Origin of the sequence: Pedobacter sp. N23S346 (assembly GCF_048515415.1) — a bacterium.
Lineage (GTDB): Bacteria > Bacteroidota > Bacteroidia > Sphingobacteriales > Sphingobacteriaceae > Pedobacter.
The window spans coordinates 678,667-696,483 of record NZ_JBLYEE010000002.1 but is presented as its reverse complement, the minus strand read 5'-3'; the positions used below and the strand labels follow the sequence as shown (position 1 = coordinate 696,483).

Here is a 17,817-nt window from a genome sequence, read left to right as displayed (position 1 = left end):
CTTATTAAACTAATAGCATCTTCTAAAATTCCAATAAAACCGGACAGAAGCTTTCCTAGAATAACGTTTAAAAAAAGAAAAAACAGACTGCACCAGACATATAAATAGCTTAAGTTAATAGCATTGGGTGAGACACCAACCGATAGAATAAAGGCTAAACTTCGGTTAGTGCTTTACATTTTTATCAATTAAGGCATCAATCTTCGGTACATCTAAATCTCCCGAATAAATAACCATCCCAGCTTTATCAATCAGCACCATTTGTGGGAAAGCTGTAATGCCATAGTTTTTAATCACATCAGCGCCATTGCTCCTCAATATATCGTACAAAACGGGATTATTTTTGGTAAATAACCTGATGGATTGTTCACTATCCTCCGTATTAATTGCAAGTACTTTTAAGTTGCCAGGTTTATATTTTTCGATTAAAGCGTTTAACTTCGGCACAGCTGAAATACAATAACCACAGTTTTTTATCCAGAATTCGAGCAGAATAAGTTGACCATTGTATTGTGATAAATTGCAAACTGTTCCTGATAAATTTGTTAAACTTAAGTCTGGCGCTATCTTTCCCACGCTTATTCTATTTATTAATTGCTTTGCTTCCGGTTTATAATTGCCAAGATAACTAGAATAGAACCATGAGTTTTCTTTCGGTAGTGCAGGGCGAATTTGGATATTGCTAAAGTCTGTACGGTTCAAGTCTTCACTTCCTTTTTTCGTTTGGATAAATGCACTGGGTAATAATGTAAGTTTATCTACTATTATTTTTTGATAAAATGTAATCGCCTCTGTAGTAGTCGAAAATCCACTTCCCAGATAATTAGGGAATTTATTCTGTGTTTCAAATTCTAATAGATAAAACTCTTTACGGTTAATTACGGTATCGGCTACTGCTTTCTTTATGCTATTATCAGAAATAACCAATGGCAGGATATTTTTTAAAGTAATTATTGAATTATATAATGCTGATTGTCCTTCAAAACTGGCTTTTGTTACTTGGTTTTGCATTTTAATCGTTTTCTCTTGAGCATTGCCATAAAATATTTCGGAATTATTAAAAATTGAAAAGCTTGTTGCATCTTTATACTGATAGATAAAACCAACCAAATCATGATCATGATTGAAATTGATATACATATCACTTTCAGATTTTGAATGGTAATTTTCAGCAGGGTAAGAAAATTCGCGTGTGTAGTGATAACGGATTGAATTTAATTCATTTAGCCTTTCTGACACTTTTTTAAATAAAATTAGATTCTTTTTTGTGTCATTCGTCTCGCCAGCGTGCACAAAGAAGACAGTACCAAAAATAAATAGTCTTAATAAAATAAGCACTTTATAATGTTTAGCCATGTACTTCATAATTTCTATTTTGAAGTAAAATACAATAATGCATAAAGGAAAACAAGTGCTTTTTTGAATTGATGATTTTGTCTGATCATAAATCACATTACAAGCTTTACATATATATTACACAATTGTATTGTGCACAATATATATTTGCGGTATAGTTATCAATTATGAATGACCTTTTAAAATTAGAAAATCAAATTTGTTTTCCGGTTTATGCATTTTCCAGAGAAGTAACAAACCTTTACAAACCATTTTTAGAGGCATTAGGCTTAACTTATCCTCAATACCTGGTGATGTTAATTCTTTGGGAAGAGAAACAGCAAACGGTAAACCAGCTTGGTGAAAAACTTTATCTGGATAGTGGAACGCTCACACCGCTGCTGAAAAGAATGGAGCATAAGGGGATTTTAAACAGGACACGAAGTAAAACGGATGAACGTGTGGTGTTGATTTCCACTACAGAAATTGGTGAAAAAATGCAGGAAAAAGCGGCGCTAATTCCTGAACAACTGATTGCTGTGTTAGGACTCTCCATAGATGAACTTCAGCAGTTGAAGAAAATTGTGAATAAAGCACTATTAAGATATTGAAAACTATATAGTTAATATGTAATAATTAGAAGGTGGTGAATGTTTTATATCAATGATATTCATCAACCATCAGAAAACAGAAACATGAAATTAATAGATGAACAAAGGATTATCGAAATATTCCAAAAACAAAAGGCATTCTTCGCTACGCGAAAAACACAGGCTGTTTCCTATAGAATAGAACAACTGAAAAAATTTAGATCCGTTTTTGTTGCGCATACTGATGCGATTTGTGATGCATTAATGGCAGATTTGGGCAAAAACAGAAAAGAAGCAGAATATGCAGAAATTCAACTCGTATTAGATGAATTGGATTACTGCATTGAAAATATTGAAGAATGGGCGAAACCAGTTAGTGTTCCGTCTAAACCTCGTCCTGGTGGCGAAACTGTTTCAAGTAAACTCACTCACCAACCATTTGGCGTCACTTATATTATTGGTCCGTTTAATTATCCGGTTCAGTTAACCTTTAGCCCACTGATTGGCGCACTGATGACCGGAAATACAGTTATACTTAAGCCTTCAGAAAACACACCTGAAGTTTCTAATGTAATTGCTAAGATTGTTTCTGAAGCTTTTCAACCCGAATATGTTGCTGTGGTACAAGGTGCGATTGAAGAAAATACTTTGCTTTTGACATTTCCTTTTGATTATATCTTCTTCACCGGAAGCGCTAACGTCGGGAAGATTGTGATGGCTGCTGCTGCAAAGCAACTGATTCCATTAACACTTGAGCTGGGAGGGAAGTCGCCTTGCATTGTTCACCATGATGCAAATCTTGATTTGGCAGCAAAACGCATTTCTTCGGGCAAATGGGCAAATTGTGGTCAAACCTGTGTTGCACCTGATTATGTGTATGTACATGCAGATGTAAAAGATCAACTAATTGATAAGATAAAGGAATATATAAAAAAGACTTATCAAGATCAGACACTAGGAAAAATTGGTAAAATTGTTTCACAAAATCAGATTAAAAATCTAGCGGGATACATTGCTGCTTCCCCGGAAAAATTAGTCTATGGCGGAAATTACGACTTAGAAACCCGTCATTTTGAAGCTACATTATTAGATAACGTAAATTGGGAGGATGCTGTTATGCAACAGGAGATCTTTGGTCCGATTCTTCCTTTCCTCACTTATACGGATATTGATGATGCAATGAATGAAATTAATAACAGGCCAAAACCGCTGGCGCTTTATGTTTTTTCTGAAGATCAGGAGTTTGCAGATTACGTATTGGATCATACTTCCAGCGGTGATGCAGAAATCAACAGTACTTTAATCCATGTAGGTTCGCATCTTCTTCCCTTCGGTGGTGTTGGTGCATCGGGCTTTGGAAAATACCATGGCAAATTCAGCTTCGAAACATTTAGTCATTTACGAGCCGTCTTACAACTTAAATAATCAATAAAATATTTAATTACTAAAAATAAAATCATAATGAAAGTTTTATATACTGCAGAAGCAACTGCAACTGGTGGCCGTAACGGACACATTAAAAGCGATAATGGAATTCTTGATGTTGAAGTACGCATGCCAAAAGCCTTAGGTGGTGCCGATGACAATTACACCAATCCTGAACAATTATTTGCAGGAGGTTACGCAGCTTGCTTTGATAGCGCGCTGAATCTGATTATTAAACAAGGCAAGGTAGACACAGGAGAAACCAGTGTTAAGGCAAATGTTAGCATCGGTCAGATTGATAATGGCGGCTTTGGTTTATCAGTGGCATTGGCAGTAAACATTCCGGCAGTAAGTGTAGAAGAGGCGCAGGCATTGGCAGATAAAGCACACCAGATTTGTCCATATTCTAATGCTACGCGTGGAAACATTGAAGTAAGCATTACGGTTACTAATCATTAATTAATAAAAGTATAATCAAATTAAAAGCAATAAAATGGGATTATTAGAATCATTACAGTGGAGATATGCTGCTAAAAAATACGATCCATCGAAAAAAGTAAGCGAGGAAAATATTGATAAAATTGTAGAAGCCGCCAGATTAGCGCCAACTTCATCAGGATTACAACAATTCAGGGTTTTGGTGGTATCAAACCCGGATCTTAAAGAAAAGCTTAGTAAAAATGCACTTAACCCTGAGGTGATGGTAGATTGTTCTCACGTACTCGTTTTCGCTGCCTGGGATAATTATACTGAAGAACGGATCGATGCAATCTATGACCGTACCACTGATGAGAGAGATTTGCCAAGAGGTAGGTTTTCAAGTTATACGGATAAAATCAAAGGTATTTATTTAAACGAGGCTGCTGAAAAAAACTTTGTACACACGGCTCATCAATCTTATATTGGTTTCGCAATGTCTATTGCAATGGCTGCCGAATTGAAGGTGGATAGCACACCTGCTGAGGGTTTTGATAGTGCGTTAGTAGATGAAGTACTTGGATTGAAAGAAAAGGGACTTCGTAGTGTAACACTATTATATCTTGGATATCGCGATAGTGAAGGTGATTGGTTAGCCGGAATGAAAAAAGTCCGCAATCCTAAATCAGAATTCGTAATCGAATATCGTTAAATGTTTTAAAGGGAAGGCCAAGGTTTTCCCTTTATTTTTTGTGCTTTATTTGATTTTTGATAGCGGTTTTTGTGATAAACCAAGCTTTACTGGCAATTCTTCACTAAATCTTTTTCATATAATATCCCGCTGATTTCGGGGATTTCGCAGATCTGAGTTTTCAATACTTTTCATTTCAAATCTGCGTATCTTATCTTTTTAAATCTGCGGCAAACAATCCGCTCAAATACTGCAATTAAAAAAAAGATCTGGAAGCTTGCTTCAACTAATCTTCAGAACATGAAATAATATTTGGATGCCGATATTCTATTTCATCCGCCAGTTGGCTAAGTAATTCTTCATCAAAACCGGAATCGTTCTTACAGATATTTAATAAATTATTTCGGTCTGGCTCAAATGAAGCAACCATTTTACCTTCATAAAACACATTGTATTTACAAGTCTCACCATCTCTGAATGGAAATTGACCGACTAAAAACTCATAAGCGGTTTCATCAGCATCATATTTGATATTATACTTTTCCATATTGAATTACAGTTAGATGAAGACATAAAAAAATTGAGCCCATCAATAACCTCATTAAGGCAATCAACAGGCTCAATCTGTAAGTTTATTATGATTTAGCTGCTTTTAAAGAAGAAATCTCTGTCAATGCATGCTGAATACCATCTCTTTGTTTATTTAAAAGATCCAAATGATCAGCATGTGTTGCAGTATCTTGAAGTAGGGCATCATATTTTTCAATAGCTGCTTTTTCGCCAGTCTCGATTGCACCTAAAATAGCTGCATCTTCTTTACTACTCAAAGCTTCTTTAATGTCGATCCATGTTCTATGGATTGCGCCTAAAATGCCACCTTCACTATTATCCGATTCGCCACCGTGTGAAGCTAAATGTGCTTTTAACTCTAATTCGTAAGCCTTGCGCTCTGCAGCATATTTTAAGAAAATTGCTTTTAATTCTAAGCTTTCTGTAGTTTCGGCAGCAGATTCGTAACCTTCTTTTCCATCATTAACAATTGATACTAAACCCTTAAGGTCACTGATAATCTTGTTATTATTTTCCATGTTTTTATAGTTAGATTTTTGTAAACAACCGACTGTCAAGACAAATTGTTTTGAATATTTATGCCCCTCTAAAAGCGATCAAGTCTATCAATCTAAATTTGAAATGAAGTTATTAATGATTAAACGAGTTGGTTTTAACATCAGTTTGGTCTTTGATGTATTTAGCAATCGCCGACCTGCCAGTTGTACCTGCGGCCTTTGCATATTCCTTGTACTTTTCCGAACTGATGCCTGCTTCCTGTGCGGCATAGGAAATTTCATTTGGATCGTTCAAATCTACTTTAGCATTGTCACGACCATCTTGTTTTTTCTTAATATCCATAACTGAGGAACAAAATGCCTGATCATAAGGTTTAGAAAATATTCTTGAGGATGATATGATAGTTCCTCATTGCTATAGCTTTATAAAATTATCTGAACAATTGACAATTTTTTGGTGTTGAAATAGGAGATATGCAGCTCATTTGCTACATACCTTCCGAATGAATACGCTTGGCCAGGTATTGATTTGGGGAATTAATTAGCCGGAAAAAAATTAAGAAACATGTCTGAACAAAATTCAAAACCATTAGTAAATCCACTAAATAAATATCCAAAACCACCATTTGTTAAGCAGCCGCAGGAAGTGCCGGGTCTAGCATCTAAAATGGATCCCATTCCGGATCACGGGGAGAAAAGTTATAAAGGATCAGGTAGACTTTTAGGCCGCAAAGCGCTGATTACAGGGGGAGATTCAGGTATCGGTCGTGCAGCAGCCATCGCTTATGCAAGAGAAGGAGCAGATGTGGTGATTAATTATTTACCACAAGAACAATCTGATGCTGATGAGGTACTTGCACTTATTAAAGAGGCTGGAAGAAAGGGGTTTGGAATCCCCGGCGATATTACCACTGAAGATTTTTGTAAAAAATTAGTGGCCGAAGCTGCTGAGAAATTAGGTGGAATAGATATTCTGGTGAATAATGCAGGTCATCAACAGGCAGTAGAATCCCTCTTGGATATTAGTGCAGAACATTTTGATACTACCATGAAAACCAACGTTTACGCACCATTCTGGATCACTAAAGCAGCATTACCATTACTTCCTGAAGGGTCTGTGATTATTGCCACAAGTTCAGTACAAGCTTATGATCCATCAGAAAACCTGTTTGATTACGCACAAACTAAAGCTGCTAATGTGGCCTTCGTAAAATCACTCGCCAAACAGCTTGGTCCGAAAGGGATTCGGGTAAACGGGGTAGCACCGGGTCCGGTTTGGACACCTTTACAAACGAGTGGTGGCCAGCCACAGGATGCTATTGTAAAATTTGGCGAAGCAACACCACTTGGCCGCCCAGGACAACCAGCAGAATTGGCTTCGATTTACGTACAGCTTGCAGATAGCGACGCGAGTTTTGCGACTGGTCAAATCTATGGCGCAGCTGGAGGAAACGGACACCCATAAAACGAAATAATCTGAAAAGGGGACTGTATCATATATCAGAAATGTCGTTTTGAACCTTTCGAAGGATTTGTAAAGAATATCCTTAATAGTGGTTCGGCAAGCTCAACATGACAAATTTTGGAATAAGATCCAACCTCTTTCTCGTATAGCTTTTTAAAGATGCTGATCAGCCACCATCAGAAAGATAAAACCTTCATCCAAAAAAAATGTCTTAATGAAAGATATTAAACTATCACTAAAATGTTAAAATAGATATGAGGATTGGAATTATCGCTCACCTGAAGCACCCGATTATAGCCCCTTTCGCGGGCGGTTTAGAGGTGTTTACGTATGAAATTACCAGAAGATTAGTTGCTCGTGGTCATGATGTGATATTGTTTGCAAGTTCAAATTCAGATGAAAATCTTCCGGTTGATCCAATATTATCTGATGAAGGTTATGATCATAAGACTGGAATGCGCATCAAACTGCGTGATTTGCCCTCAGAATATATTGCCGAACATCATGCTTATTTTGGATTGATGACACGAATTGATGATTATAATTTAGATATTATTTTCAATAACAGCCTACATTATATTCCGATTACCATGGCGAATACACTGCGCACACCGATGCTCACGGTATTACATACGCCTCCATTTTATGAACTTCAACTCGCCATTAAAGCAGAGCGAAGAAATCCTGTTATCCAATATGTTACCGTATCTAAACAAAGCGCAACTAACTGGAATAAAATCGTTTCCAGTTGCGAGGTGATAGAAAATGGAATTGATCTCAATCAGTGGAAGTCTAGCGGAAGAGCTAATGAACAGCAGTATGCAGTTTGGTTCGGAAGGATTCACCCGGATAAAGGTCTCCACCTGGCCATTCAGGCAGCAAAAATCGCAGGTATTCCACTTAAAGTAGCAGGCGGAATTGCAGATCAGCGATATTACAATGAAAAGGTAGCTGGCTTGCTCGATGAAAACGTGGAGTTACTGGGTATTCAGGATCAGAAATCATTAAACGCCTTGATTTGTGGCGCAAGTGTTTGTATCGTTAGTCCCTGCTGGCAAGAACCTTTCGGTTTGGTAGTTGCAGAAGCTTTGAGTTGTGGCACACCGGTGGCGGGTTTCAAAATGGGGGCGTTACCTGAAATTGTAGCGGAAGGAACTGGCATATTGGTCGATTATCCTAATGTGGATGATCTGGCAGGCGCTATTAAAGGAGCACTGGCTTTGGATAGAAAATATGTTAGTGATTATGCCAGGGGAAGATTTGATATAGAAAAAATGATGGATAAATATGAAGAAATGCTTGCCGAAGTTGCGCAAAGCAAAACTCAAAAAGATTTTTTAAAAATATGATGCCAGGCATTACAGAAGATTTACCAATTAAGAAAACCAGCGAGGCTTCGATCAATCTTGTTTTAAAAAAGATTGCAGAACGGGCTGCTGTAACCGAGCATCATCCCAACGGACCAGCGGAAGAATTTAAATGGCTTCATGAATGTGGGGCTTTATCAATTGTTTTACCCGGGCATCCACTAGATTTTAATCTGCCTAAAACACCACAACTGTTGCGGTTATTGAAGGCTGTTGGCAAGGCCAATCTATCTGTAGGAAGAATTTTTGAAGGACATGTTAACACGCTCTACCTCATTCATCTATATGCTGAAGCAGAACAACGGGAAAGGTGGTATAGGGAAGTAGAAGAAAAAGGACATTTATTTGGTGTTTGGAACACGCAGGCGGCTGATGGAATTTCACTTCGTGCTGATGCTTCCGGCTTCCGGATTAACGGAAGCAAAACCTTTTGTTCCGGAGCAGAAATTGTAAACCGTGCGCTAATTTCTGGCGATATAGACCGGGATGGTGAAAAAGGCTGGCAATTATTAATTGTCAATATGGAGGATCTGCCACAAGAAAGAATCGACCGGAAGAGCTGGAAGCCACTCGGTATGAAAGCGTCCGGCAGTTATAAAGTAGATTTTAGTGATTACCTTATTAGTGAAAAGGATTTGGTGGCCCGGCCCGGAACATATTTAACACAACCTTACTTTAATGCGGGTGCCATTCGTTTTGCAGCAGTGCATCTTGGTGGCGCCGAAGCCATTGCACAACACACCCTTTCTTACCTCAGGGAATTAAAACGGACAGAAGATCCTTTTCAACAAATGCGGATTTATAATATTATGAGTGAGTTAACTACGGGCCAGCTATGGCTTAACCGCGCAGGTAAGTATTATGATAAATGGGTAGCAGCAGGTTCGCATGATCAGGCACTAATTGCCTTTGCAAATATGACGAGGACAGTAATCGAAGAGATTTGCTTAAAGATTATGGACGAAAGTAACCGTTGCGTGGGGGCCCGTGGATTGATGGAGCCTTTTGAGTTGGAACGTCTCCACCGCGATCTCACTTTTTATTTACGTCAGCCAGCACCAGATGCCACACGGTTAAAGGCCGCTGAGTTTTTTATCCAACACGATTTTACTTTTGATGATGATATTTGATAAAGCTGCCTTTAGATCATTAGCAGTAAGTGTTGACGAAAAATTCATCAATCAAATTAAGCGATGTCTGGTATTGGCTCCGCACCCCGATGATGAATCACTGGGTTGTGGTGGATTAATCAGAATATTGGTGCAAAAGGATTGCGAAGTGCGGGTAATCCTCATTACCGATGGCAGTATGTCACATCCACATTCAGTTACTTATCCGACAGCCCGTCTTGCAGATTTACGGAAAACTGAAATGATCACCGCACTGGAACGTTTAGGCTTAGGCGCCGAGAAGCTTTCTTGTTATGAAAGTGCGGATTCGGCTATGCCTGCCTTAGGGGAGGATGGATTTGATCCACTTTCGAAAAGGTTGAAAGACGACCTCGCTTCGTTTCTTCCACAATTAATATTGGTGCCGTATGAACTCGATCCACATCGTGATCACCGGGCAACTTTTCAATTGCTTTTTGCAGCTTTAAAAAAGGTTCCGGCTTATAAACCAGTAATTTGGGAGTATCCAATTTGGCTATACGAAAACGCCATGGAAAGTGATTTGCCTCAGTTGGAGCCCGGTGAACTTAAATGTTTAGACATTATAGAACATTTAATGCATAAACGCGCTGCCATCGATGCGCATCAGTCACAAACAACTAGGCTAATCCATGATGATCCCAAGGGATTTATCTTAACGGAAAATATGATCAGCAATTTTTTAACCGGTAACGAATATTTTATGGAACGTAAAAAGTCAAATCCAACAGATACCCTTTCTAAAGAATATTTTGAAACACTTTATGGCGGAAATCCGGATCCATGGTCGTTCGAAACAAGCGAATACGAAAAATCTAAGTATGAAGCTACTATTGCGGCTATTCCTGAAGGAAAATATGCGGAAGCGCTGGAAATAGGTTGCTCTATCGGTGTGCTTACCCAGATGTTGAGTCGTAAATGCGATCACCTAACTGCTATGGATATTAGCGAAACAGCACTTCAGAAAGCCAGGGCGCGAATGGAAGGAGATCCAAAAGTGAGTTTTATCCATGGAGGAATTCCAACAGATTATCCAATGCAAAATTTTAATCTGATTGTGATGAGTGAAGTGGGCTATTACCTCTCAAAAGAAGATCTCCTAAAGGCCAGAGTACTTATTTTAGATACACTTAAAACAGATGGCATTTTAGTGCTGGTGCATTGGACGCATTTTGTAGCCGATTATCCCTTAACGGGAGATGAAGTGCATGATAGTTTTGAAAACGTGGGGCTTTCGCATATTAAAGGCGAACGAACAGATGATTATCGCCTGGATGTTTATCAAAAGCAGGGCTGAGGGTCTATGAAATTCAGCATTGCTTTCTATGTGCATCATCACGGTTCTGGTCATTTTACCAGGGTCGCACAAATCTTAAATAAATTAAAAGGTTTCGATATCACCCTGCTAGGCAGTAATCTTCAGCCTTTTGCTCATTTACTACCAGATGATGTTCATGTAATCCATCTTCCTATGGATACCCGGAGTAGTGAAGATTTGCATTTTCAAAATGGCAACCATGTTGATGTTTTACATTATGCACCATTAAATATAAAGGGTATAAGTGATCGTGTAAGCATAATGACGGCATTTTTTCAGCAAAAGCAGCCGCTATTATTAATTGTAGATGTATCGGTAGAAGTGACATTACTGGCCAGACTTGCGGGTGTACCGACAATAGTAATGAGGCAGCATGGCCTCCGCGAAGACTTACCCCATTTAATGGCTTACCAAAGTGCAGAATTATTATTAGCGCCGTTTTCTAGGTCTATTTCGCCAAAATCTGCTCAATGGATTATCGATAAAACGACTTATGTAGGTGGCTTTTCCAGGTTTTCAAAAGAAAATAACCACGCTGAAAAGCATCGTCACGTAGCCATTATGGTTGGGAGTGGGGGAACTTCTATTGATGCTGTTTTTGTTGAACATCTGTCTAACGCCTGTCCGGATTTTTGTTTTTATGTAATCGGCAAGATAAATGGGGAATGCAAAGAACTTCCAAATATTGAATTTTGTGGTCATTTAGATGAGCCAAAAACAATCCTTGATTTATGTAGTGTGGTAATTGGCAATACCGGGCACAACACCGTAATGGAAATGGCCAGTCTTCAAAAACGTTTTATAGGCATCCCCGAATCTCGTCCTTTTGAAGAACAACTGGATAAGGCTAATGCGATATCATCCGTTTCCGGTGTACAGATTGTTTTGCCTCAGTCTCTATATGATACCGATTGGCATTTTATTTTGAATGAATTAGAAACTGACGCGCCAAACTGGGATGGAATCATTTCAGAAAAGGCTCTTGATAATGCTTCGGCTGCAATTAGAGCAGTAGGCGAGAAGTTGTTTCAATAACTAATTTTTTAAAGTAACCATAATTTCTTCTTCACTCGGCTTTTTGTTCAGGATAATCTTCCGCTCATTCCAACTGATTAAATTCATCTGTTCAAACGACTTTAACCAACCTTCCATAGGCCATTTCTTCCACTTTTGGAAGAATCGGTTTGCATTACCCACTATATCCTCAAGGTGATTGAGCGGTGGCGAAAAACTTTCATGGTATTGATGGTAAGCTTTTGCTGCTACACAGTGGAGGGGAACTTGCTGCTTTTCAGCAGAAAAAGCAAAGTCTGTATCTTCTGCACCATAACCTTCATATCCTTTATCAAAACCACCAATTTTTTGATAAGTTGTTTTCGAACAAGCAAAATTAAGCGACCAAAAAAGCGAATAAGGAATGTTTTCCAAACCTGCACGAATAGGATCTGGTGTACTCAGGTCTTCCATTTTGGTGAGAAAACCATCTTGATTTGTAGCACCGTTTTTAAGATACCTAACTTGTCCGCTCAGCAACGCCACTGATTTGAAATGCTTCAGGTAATTAGCAATAAGGGTGGCTGACGGAATACAGTCTACATCCAGAAAAATCAAAAAATCACCCTTTGCTTTCTCCGCAGCCATATTTCTTGCATCAGCCAGCGGCAGATGTGCAGGATGAATAAGATTGTAGCAGCGAATTGGGAAGGGAAGCAATGGCATTTCTCGAATGGGTTCATTCATGAAAACAATCACCAGTTCATCTGGTAAAATGGTGCTTGCGGCGAGGCCTTTGATCAAATTACTCAAAGCCATTTCTCTTCCTGAAACGATGGTTAAAACGGAAATCATATCAATAACAGTTTAAACAGCAATACTTTGCATTTCGGTTGATTTGGCCACCGTTAAGGAAGGAGGCACAGGTTGAGCAAAGGATTTAGAAAAATATTGCCTTACCGATGCAATTACATTTGATATCGGTTCCATTATAATTTCTGCATGATCAATTGACAAAAGATGATCTTCAATTTGCTCCCAGAAACTTTCAAAATACGGACTATCTTGCAAAGTGGTTTTTAAGGTTTGAAAGTCAATAACAAGTGCTGCTGCCATTGATTTAAGTTCTGCGTTTAATGCCGGGCATGCTGTGCTGGTTGCCCAAAGTTTTCGAAGTGAATGCTTTACATTAAGTTTGAAAATCAGCGTTTCTAAAGACTCGACCAGCTGTTGTTCGCCTTTGGTACTCATATCCTGCCATTGCTTTAACTGTATTGAAAAACCAAATTCTACTCTTCCTGTTAACCTGGAAGATGTATAAATTTTAACATTCGGCGAATGCCTGATTTTGGCATCTATACGTTTCAATCGTTTCCTAAACTCCTCATCTTCTAAATATGGAATTGCTGGTAGTCGACCTGAACGGTCATAAATTTCGCAGGTTACGGCTAAACTTGGTCCGTAGCACTGGAAATGACGTGGCCAGGGATTGGCAATGCATGGATCTAATACTGATTCCAGCCGACTCGTAAACAAACGGTAAGTAACATCCCGCAGGTGATGTAATTTAGATTGCAGTGGCGTATCTCTTGGTAAAATTCTTCCACCAACTACATCTACACCATTTTCCATTTCTGCTAAAATATGATAGATCCAGGTTGGATCAGCCTGACTGTCTCCATCTGTCGATACGATAATACCACGATCTCCGGCTACCTGCATCAGTCGCTGGTACGCATTATCCATCAATAATCTTCTTGCGGTGCCAATATGTGCAGATTTACCTTCCAGGGTAACCTGAACAACATGCAAAGCAAATTCCGGATGAGTGATTTGGTAAGCTTCACAAATTTGAAAAGTTTGATCTGTGCAATTATTCGCCAGTACTAAGACTTCAAAAATGTTATAATCAATTTTGTTTCCAGAAGAATCACATTGCAATCTTATTGCATCAAGCGTGTCCTGAATGCATTCTGCCTCATTTTTTACAGGAATAACAACTGACAATCGTAAGAAAGGGTTTGGTGGGGTAGCAAAAAGAAATTTATTTTTATCAAATAAGGGTAGAATCATAGTGCTTAATTACGTGTTTTATACACAACACTATTATTTCTGACAAAGTTTCATAATTCTGATCAATTAACAGAGATGATTTAAATTATTGTTTCATAATTGATTATATATCCTAACTGAAGTATTTTTTTTGAATTTAATCAGCGGAGAAAAAATGGTTAACGAAATTATTATGACATCAATGGCTTTCAATTCGTGCTATAATTTGATTGATTATGGGCGAGTGGAGCGCGATCCGATGGCTTTTTGGATCGAAATCACTTTCGTATAACGATACTTTTTCAATTAATTCATCCAGTGGAAGCAATTGCCAATCTTCACCCGGCGGCCTTAATGCCGCGATGATGTGTCCTTCATGAATGATTTGGTAAAGACCATCAATTTCACTGATGGTCAATTCTATATTCTCGCCATCAAGCGTAACGTTGAGGATAAATGGTTGCATGTTTTGATAACAGGCTTTAATTCGTAAAGGTTTTGTTGCGGCTGAAATATTTTCAGGATATAACATTTTTTGCAGCTTGGATACGATATGAAATTTATAATCAGCTACTTAAGCGTAAAAAATTTTTAAAAAAAAATATTTGCAGGTATCTCTATCATTTAAACTTTGCTAAAATATCTTTTACTTTAGCATCTATGGAAATGATTAACCTGATAACAAACAAAATATCAATTGAGTACAAAAACCGCCTAAAACCATCAGATTCGCTGGTTTTATAGAAATAAATTAATTTAACTGTGTGTCAGTTAATTAGCTGGTAGCACTTGCAGAAGTGAATAATGCGTATAAATTTGCAAAATGACTGTGACTGTGCTGGCTATCTTAGAGACTGATTTTGTTCCTGCTAAACATTTAGCAAAAATCATGAATGATCGTTTGAATCGCGCTGCGAAAGAGTTGGCTGATGTGCATTTGAAAGCGCTAACCGGAAGAGGGTTTTCTAAAGATGACCTGGTAGTTTACCTGAGCTATAATCCAAAATATAAAATACGCTATCGCATTGTAAACGATGTTCCTGCAGATATAGAATATTTCGTAGCAGAATGCTGTGGCTGTTTGGGTTACATCCTTTGGAGAACCAATGTGATAGCCATAGATCAGCAAACGGAAGCTGACTACACTAATCCAGCCTTGTCAGGGAATAAATATGATGAAAATTAATTTTATTTCTGGCCGATAAAGCCGTTTGCCTTTTATCACTATTGAAATCGACACTGCGATTATAATACCAGTTAAGATGTGGTCATTCGTTTTGACATTCTTTAACTATATTTGCCAGCATAATACATTTAAAGGCATCATTATTATATGAGTTTAGTGAACCCCGAATACAATTACGAGCTTGTTTCAGGACTGGAAATACATGTTCAGTTAAACACCAATACCAAAATCTTTTCTGCTGATAGCGCATCTTTCGGGGCTTTACCAAATCAAAATATTTCTACTGTATCGCTAGCCTTGCCTGGTGCATTGCCAAAACTTAATAAAGAGGTTGTTGCAAAGGCTATCCGCATTGGTTTAGCGCTTAATTGTACAATTAATCAGATTAATCATTTTGATAGAAAGAATTATTTTTACGCGGATTTACCAAAAGGATATCAAATCACACAAGATAATCAACCCATCTGCATCAACGGCTTTTTAGACGTGGAGCTTAATGATGGGTCTACAAAAAGAATAGGAATCAATCGCATTCACCTGGAAGAAGATGCGGGTAAGAGTATTCACGATCAGGATGACCATTATTCTTTGGTTGATTTGAATCGTGCCGGAGTACCATTAATTGAGATTGTTACCGAGCCTGATATCCGCAGTGCGGAAGAAGCTTCAGCCTTATTAAGTGAGATCAGGAAACTGGTTCGCCATTTAAATGTGAGCGACGGAAATATGGAAGAAGGTAGCTTACGTTGCGATGCCAATATTTCTATCCGCGAAAATGGAACCATTGAATTTGGAACACGTTGCGAAGTGAAAAATCTTAATTCCATGCGAAATGTACGCAGAGCAATGGAATTTGAATTTAGCCGTCAGATTGAAGTAGTTAGCAACGGCGGGAAAATTATCCAAAGCACGCTAAATTTTGATGCTGATAAAGGTACTACTTCACCAATGCGCACGAAAGAAGAGGCGAACGACTACCGTTATTTTTCTGATCCGGATTTGCAACCTATTTATATTTCTGATGATTGGCTAGCAGAGATTACATCGGCCATGCCAGCCTTACCGAATGAGATTTCCAAGCAAATGGTTTCCGAGTTTGAAATCAGCAAAGCAGATGCAGCCTTATTTGCAGAAGATTTAAACTTACTTCAATATTTTAATGAGGCGCTGCCAGTTGTCAATACCAAAAAGATATTGATTAATTGGTTAATTGGCCCAATCAGAGCAGTTTTAAGCGAAAGAGGAATTGCGATTGCTGATTATAAAGTTAAACCTGAGCAGTTGGCAATTGCAATTAATCTGGTAGATGATAAGAAATTAACACAACAGATTGCGATCCAACAATTATTGCCTGCGGTAGAAGGGAATGAAAACCCGAATGTTGAAGAGCTGGCCAAATCATTAAATCTGCTCAATACTGAAAATAGCGATGAGTTGGGAGGCTTTATAGATGAGGTATTGAATAAATACCCACAGCAGGTGGAAGCCTTTAAAAAAGGTAAAAAGGGCGTTTTAGGTTTATTTGTTGGTGAGGTTATGAAATTAGCCAAGGGTAAAGCGGATGCTAAAAAATTGAATGAATTGATATTAGAAAAACTTAAATAATGAGATTAAAAAATCTAAGCCTGATCGTGCTAATCGCGATCGCTTTCACCGCATGTAAACCGAAAGACAGTTTTAACATTGATGGAACCTTCAAAAATCCTGGAGCAGAAAAAAAGGTATTTCTTTTTGGTATGCAAAACAGCCAGATGGTTGCCATAGATTCAACTAATTTATCTGAAAAAGGAGAGTTTAAATTTATTAGAAAAACACCTTCAGTAGATTTCTTCAGGGTATCTGTAGGGAACCATGAATTTATGCTCATTGCTAAAAACGGAGATGATATCAAGCTGGAGGCAGATTTAGCAGATAAAACGATGGCCTATAAAATTTCTGGCGCCAATGAGGTTGAAAAACTGTCGGAACTAAATACGCTAAGAAATAATTTCGCCAAGCAGGTAGAGAAACTCCAGGCAGATTTTGAAGCTAAGGTGGCTACGCAGCCGCAAAACAGAGCCACTATTTTAGAGGAGATGAAGCCTCAGTATGAATCTTATATTAACCAGTTAAATGCTTCGATCCTGAAATTTGCAAAAGAAAACAAAGGTACTTTAGCAAGTTTTTATGCGATGAATACTTTAAGTCCACAGGAATTTGAAGCTGAACTGGTTGCCTTTGCCGACGAAATAAAAGATGAGATCAAAGGAAATACAACTGTTGATACTTTTATTAAACAGATGGCCTCCTTGAAAACCGTTCAGGTAGGGCAGATGGCACCAGAATTTACCATCAATACTGCAGATGGAAAGCCTGTGAGCTTATCCAACTACAAAGGTAAATATGTATTGGTTGATTTTTGGGCTTCATGGTGTCAGCCTTGTCGTCAGGAAAATCCAAACGTGGTAAAAGTTTATAATAAATACAAAGCTAAAAATTTCGATATCCTCGGAATTTCTTTAGATACGGATAAGGCAGCATGGTTAGGTGCCGTGAAAGCAGATGGGTTAATGTGGACTCACGTTTCGGAATTAAAAGATTTTAATGGGGAAACGGTGAAAAAATATCAGGTTCAGGCGATTCCAACTTCTTACTTAATTGATCCTACCGGAAAAATAGCTGCAAAAAACCTTCGTGGTGAAGAACTAAATGCGTTTTTAGCAAAAACGTTACGATAAAACAAATTCAATGTTAAACTAATTTTAGTCGTTAACAATTTCTTAA

19 protein-coding genes are annotated in these 17,817 nt (G+C 38.2%); 12 read left to right on the top strand and 7 right to left on the bottom strand.

Features of this window, described 5'->3' with window-relative positions:
• Positions 1–165 precede the first annotated feature (165 nt).
• Positions 166–1,239 carry a TlpA family protein disulfide reductase gene (locus ACN1CD_RS06875; protein WP_419129623.1) on the bottom strand — a complete coding sequence of 358 codons (1,074 nt, stop codon included), beginning with the start codon at positions 1,237–1,239 and terminating at the stop codon, positions 166–168.
• A gap of 284 nt (positions 1,240–1,523) precedes the next feature.
• On the opposite strand from ACN1CD_RS06875, the gene ACN1CD_RS06870 reads away from it, so the two are divergent.
• The 4 genes from ACN1CD_RS06870 to ACN1CD_RS06855 all read left to right on the top strand — a co-directional run bounded on the left by ACN1CD_RS06870 (position 1,524) and on the right by ACN1CD_RS06855 (position 4,479).
• Positions 1,524–1,946 carry a MarR family winged helix-turn-helix transcriptional regulator gene (locus ACN1CD_RS06870; protein WP_419129622.1) on the top strand — a complete coding sequence of 141 codons (423 nt, stop codon included), beginning with the start codon at positions 1,524–1,526 and terminating at the stop codon, positions 1,944–1,946.
• An 84-nt stretch (positions 1,947–2,030) separates the two neighbouring features.
• On the top strand, positions 2,031–3,350 hold the full coding sequence (locus ACN1CD_RS06865) for an aldehyde dehydrogenase family protein (RefSeq protein WP_419129620.1): 1,320 nt from the start codon (positions 2,031–2,033) through the stop codon (positions 3,348–3,350).
• A 36-nt stretch (positions 3,351–3,386) separates the two neighbouring features.
• The gene (locus ACN1CD_RS06860; protein ID WP_419129619.1) at positions 3,387–3,809 is read left to right on the top strand and encodes an organic hydroperoxide resistance protein; all 423 of its coding nucleotides are present in this window, start codon (positions 3,387–3,389) and stop codon (positions 3,807–3,809) included.
• 34 nt (positions 3,810–3,843) lie between these two features.
• Positions 3,844–4,479 carry a nitroreductase family protein gene (locus tag ACN1CD_RS06855; protein ID WP_419129618.1) on the top strand — a complete coding sequence of 212 codons (636 nt, stop codon included), beginning with the start codon at positions 3,844–3,846 and terminating at the stop codon, positions 4,477–4,479.
• 265 nt (positions 4,480–4,744) lie between these two features.
• On the opposite strand, the gene ACN1CD_RS06850 is transcribed toward ACN1CD_RS06855, so the two are convergent.
• The 3 genes from ACN1CD_RS06850 to ACN1CD_RS06840 all read right to left on the bottom strand — a co-directional run bounded on the left by ACN1CD_RS06850 (position 4,745) and on the right by ACN1CD_RS06840 (position 5,868).
• Complete coding sequence (locus tag ACN1CD_RS06850) at positions 4,745–5,005, bottom strand: hypothetical protein (RefSeq protein WP_419129617.1); 261 nt, start codon at positions 5,003–5,005, stop codon at positions 4,745–4,747.
• 88 nt (positions 5,006–5,093) lie between these two features.
• The gene (locus ACN1CD_RS06845) at positions 5,094–5,546 is read right to left on the bottom strand and encodes a ferritin-like domain-containing protein (RefSeq protein ID WP_419129616.1); all 453 of its coding nucleotides are present in this window, start codon (positions 5,544–5,546) and stop codon (positions 5,094–5,096) included.
• Positions 5,547–5,658: 112 nt separating this feature from the next.
• On the bottom strand, positions 5,659–5,868 hold the full coding sequence (locus tag ACN1CD_RS06840) for a hypothetical protein (RefSeq protein WP_419129615.1): 210 nt from the start codon (positions 5,866–5,868) through the stop codon (positions 5,659–5,661).
• 222 nt (positions 5,869–6,090) lie between these two features.
• Between ACN1CD_RS06840 and ACN1CD_RS06835 the strand changes: the two genes are divergently transcribed.
• The 5 genes from ACN1CD_RS06835 (at position 6,091) to ACN1CD_RS06815 (ending at position 11,858) form a co-directional block, all read left to right on the top strand.
• Positions 6,091–6,990, top strand: a complete 900-nt coding sequence (locus ACN1CD_RS06835) for an SDR family oxidoreductase (protein WP_419129614.1) — start codon at positions 6,091–6,093, stop codon at positions 6,988–6,990.
• A 254-nt stretch (positions 6,991–7,244) separates the two neighbouring features.
• On the top strand, positions 7,245–8,339 hold the full coding sequence (locus ACN1CD_RS06830; RefSeq protein WP_419129612.1) for a glycosyltransferase family 4 protein: 1,095 nt from the start codon (positions 7,245–7,247) through the stop codon (positions 8,337–8,339).
• Positions 8,336–9,487, top strand: coding sequence for an acyl-CoA dehydrogenase family protein (locus ACN1CD_RS06825; RefSeq protein ID WP_419129611.1), 1,152 nt, complete (start codon positions 8,336–8,338; stop codon positions 9,485–9,487). Before ACN1CD_RS06830 ends, ACN1CD_RS06825 begins: the two co-directional genes overlap by 4 nt.
• Positions 9,474–10,802: a PIG-L family deacetylase gene (locus ACN1CD_RS06820; protein ID WP_419129610.1), complete on the top strand. Its 1,329-nt coding sequence runs from the start codon at positions 9,474–9,476 to the stop codon at positions 10,800–10,802. Before ACN1CD_RS06825 ends, ACN1CD_RS06820 begins: the two co-directional genes overlap by 14 nt.
• 6 nt (positions 10,803–10,808) lie before the next feature.
• Entirely contained in the window at positions 10,809–11,858 is a 1,050-nt protein-coding gene (locus ACN1CD_RS06815; RefSeq protein ID WP_419129609.1) for a glycosyltransferase, read from the top strand.
• Here the strand turns inward: ACN1CD_RS06815 and ACN1CD_RS06810 are convergent, their stop codons facing one another.
• The 3 genes from ACN1CD_RS06810 to ACN1CD_RS06800 form a co-directional block, all read right to left on the bottom strand.
• A complete protein-coding gene (locus ACN1CD_RS06810) occupies positions 11,859–12,671 on the bottom strand; it encodes a glycosyltransferase family 2 protein (RefSeq protein ID WP_419129607.1) in 813 nt (270 codons plus the stop codon). It lies immediately after the preceding gene.
• Between the two features lie 12 nt (positions 12,672–12,683).
• On the bottom strand, positions 12,684–13,823 hold the full coding sequence (locus tag ACN1CD_RS06805) for a glycosyltransferase (protein ID WP_419129605.1): 1,140 nt from the start codon (positions 13,821–13,823) through the stop codon (positions 12,684–12,686).
• 244 nt (positions 13,824–14,067) lie between these two features.
• Positions 14,068–14,334 (bottom strand): hypothetical protein, encoded by a 267-nt coding sequence (locus ACN1CD_RS06800; RefSeq protein WP_419129603.1) that lies wholly within the window; start codon positions 14,332–14,334, stop codon positions 14,068–14,070.
• Between the two features lie 357 nt (positions 14,335–14,691).
• Between ACN1CD_RS06800 and ACN1CD_RS06795 the strand changes: the two genes are divergently transcribed.
• The 3 genes from ACN1CD_RS06795 to ACN1CD_RS06785 all read left to right on the top strand — a co-directional run bounded on the left by ACN1CD_RS06795 (position 14,692) and on the right by ACN1CD_RS06785 (position 17,771).
• Entirely contained in the window at positions 14,692–15,054 is a 363-nt protein-coding gene (locus tag ACN1CD_RS06795) for a hypothetical protein (RefSeq protein ID WP_419129601.1), read from the top strand.
• Between the two features lie 147 nt (positions 15,055–15,201).
• Complete coding sequence (gene gatB, locus ACN1CD_RS06790) at positions 15,202–16,659, top strand: Asp-tRNA(Asn)/Glu-tRNA(Gln) amidotransferase subunit GatB (protein WP_419129599.1); 1,458 nt, start codon at positions 15,202–15,204, stop codon at positions 16,657–16,659.
• The gene (locus ACN1CD_RS06785) at positions 16,659–17,771 is read left to right on the top strand and encodes a redoxin domain-containing protein (RefSeq protein ID WP_419129597.1); all 1,113 of its coding nucleotides are present in this window, start codon (positions 16,659–16,661) and stop codon (positions 17,769–17,771) included. The genes gatB and ACN1CD_RS06785 overlap by 1 nt, the downstream gene beginning before the upstream one ends.
• The last annotated feature ends 46 nt before the right edge of the window (positions 17,772–17,817 follow it).

Coding starts and splice junctions, on each gene's coding strand:
- ACN1CD_RS06815 (WP_419129609.1), top strand. CDS start 10,809: ATGAAATTCAGCATTGCTTTCTATGTGCATCATCACGGTTCTGGTCAT.
- ACN1CD_RS06785 (WP_419129597.1), top strand. CDS start 16,659: ATGAGATTAAAAAATCTAAGCCTGATCGTGCTAATCGCGATCGCTTTC.
- ACN1CD_RS06855 (WP_419129618.1), top strand. CDS start 3,844: ATGGGATTATTAGAATCATTACAGTGGAGATATGCTGCTAAAAAATAC.
- ACN1CD_RS06810 (WP_419129607.1), bottom strand. CDS start 12,671: ATGATTTCCGTTTTAACCATCGTTTCAGGAAGAGAAATGGCTTTGAGT.
- gatB (WP_419129599.1), top strand. CDS start 15,202: ATGAGTTTAGTGAACCCCGAATACAATTACGAGCTTGTTTCAGGACTG.
- ACN1CD_RS06870 (WP_419129622.1), top strand. CDS start 1,524: ATGAATGACCTTTTAAAATTAGAAAATCAAATTTGTTTTCCGGTTTAT.
- ACN1CD_RS06865 (WP_419129620.1), top strand. CDS start 2,031: ATGAAATTAATAGATGAACAAAGGATTATCGAAATATTCCAAAAACAA.
- ACN1CD_RS06845 (WP_419129616.1), bottom strand. CDS start 5,546: ATGGAAAATAATAACAAGATTATCAGTGACCTTAAGGGTTTAGTATCA.
- ACN1CD_RS06820 (WP_419129610.1), top strand. CDS start 9,474: ATGATGATATTTGATAAAGCTGCCTTTAGATCATTAGCAGTAAGTGTT.
- ACN1CD_RS06800 (WP_419129603.1), bottom strand. CDS start 14,334: ATGCAACCATTTATCCTCAACGTTACGCTTGATGGCGAGAATATAGAA.
- ACN1CD_RS06840 (WP_419129615.1), bottom strand. CDS start 5,868: ATGGATATTAAGAAAAAACAAGATGGTCGTGACAATGCTAAAGTAGAT.
- ACN1CD_RS06795 (WP_419129601.1), top strand. CDS start 14,692: ATGACTGTGACTGTGCTGGCTATCTTAGAGACTGATTTTGTTCCTGCT.
- ACN1CD_RS06835 (WP_419129614.1), top strand. CDS start 6,091: ATGTCTGAACAAAATTCAAAACCATTAGTAAATCCACTAAATAAATAT.
- ACN1CD_RS06825 (WP_419129611.1), top strand. CDS start 8,336: ATGATGCCAGGCATTACAGAAGATTTACCAATTAAGAAAACCAGCGAG.
- ACN1CD_RS06850 (WP_419129617.1), bottom strand. CDS start 5,005: ATGGAAAAGTATAATATCAAATATGATGCTGATGAAACCGCTTATGAG.
- ACN1CD_RS06830 (WP_419129612.1), top strand. CDS start 7,245: ATGAGGATTGGAATTATCGCTCACCTGAAGCACCCGATTATAGCCCCT.
- ACN1CD_RS06860 (WP_419129619.1), top strand. CDS start 3,387: ATGAAAGTTTTATATACTGCAGAAGCAACTGCAACTGGTGGCCGTAAC.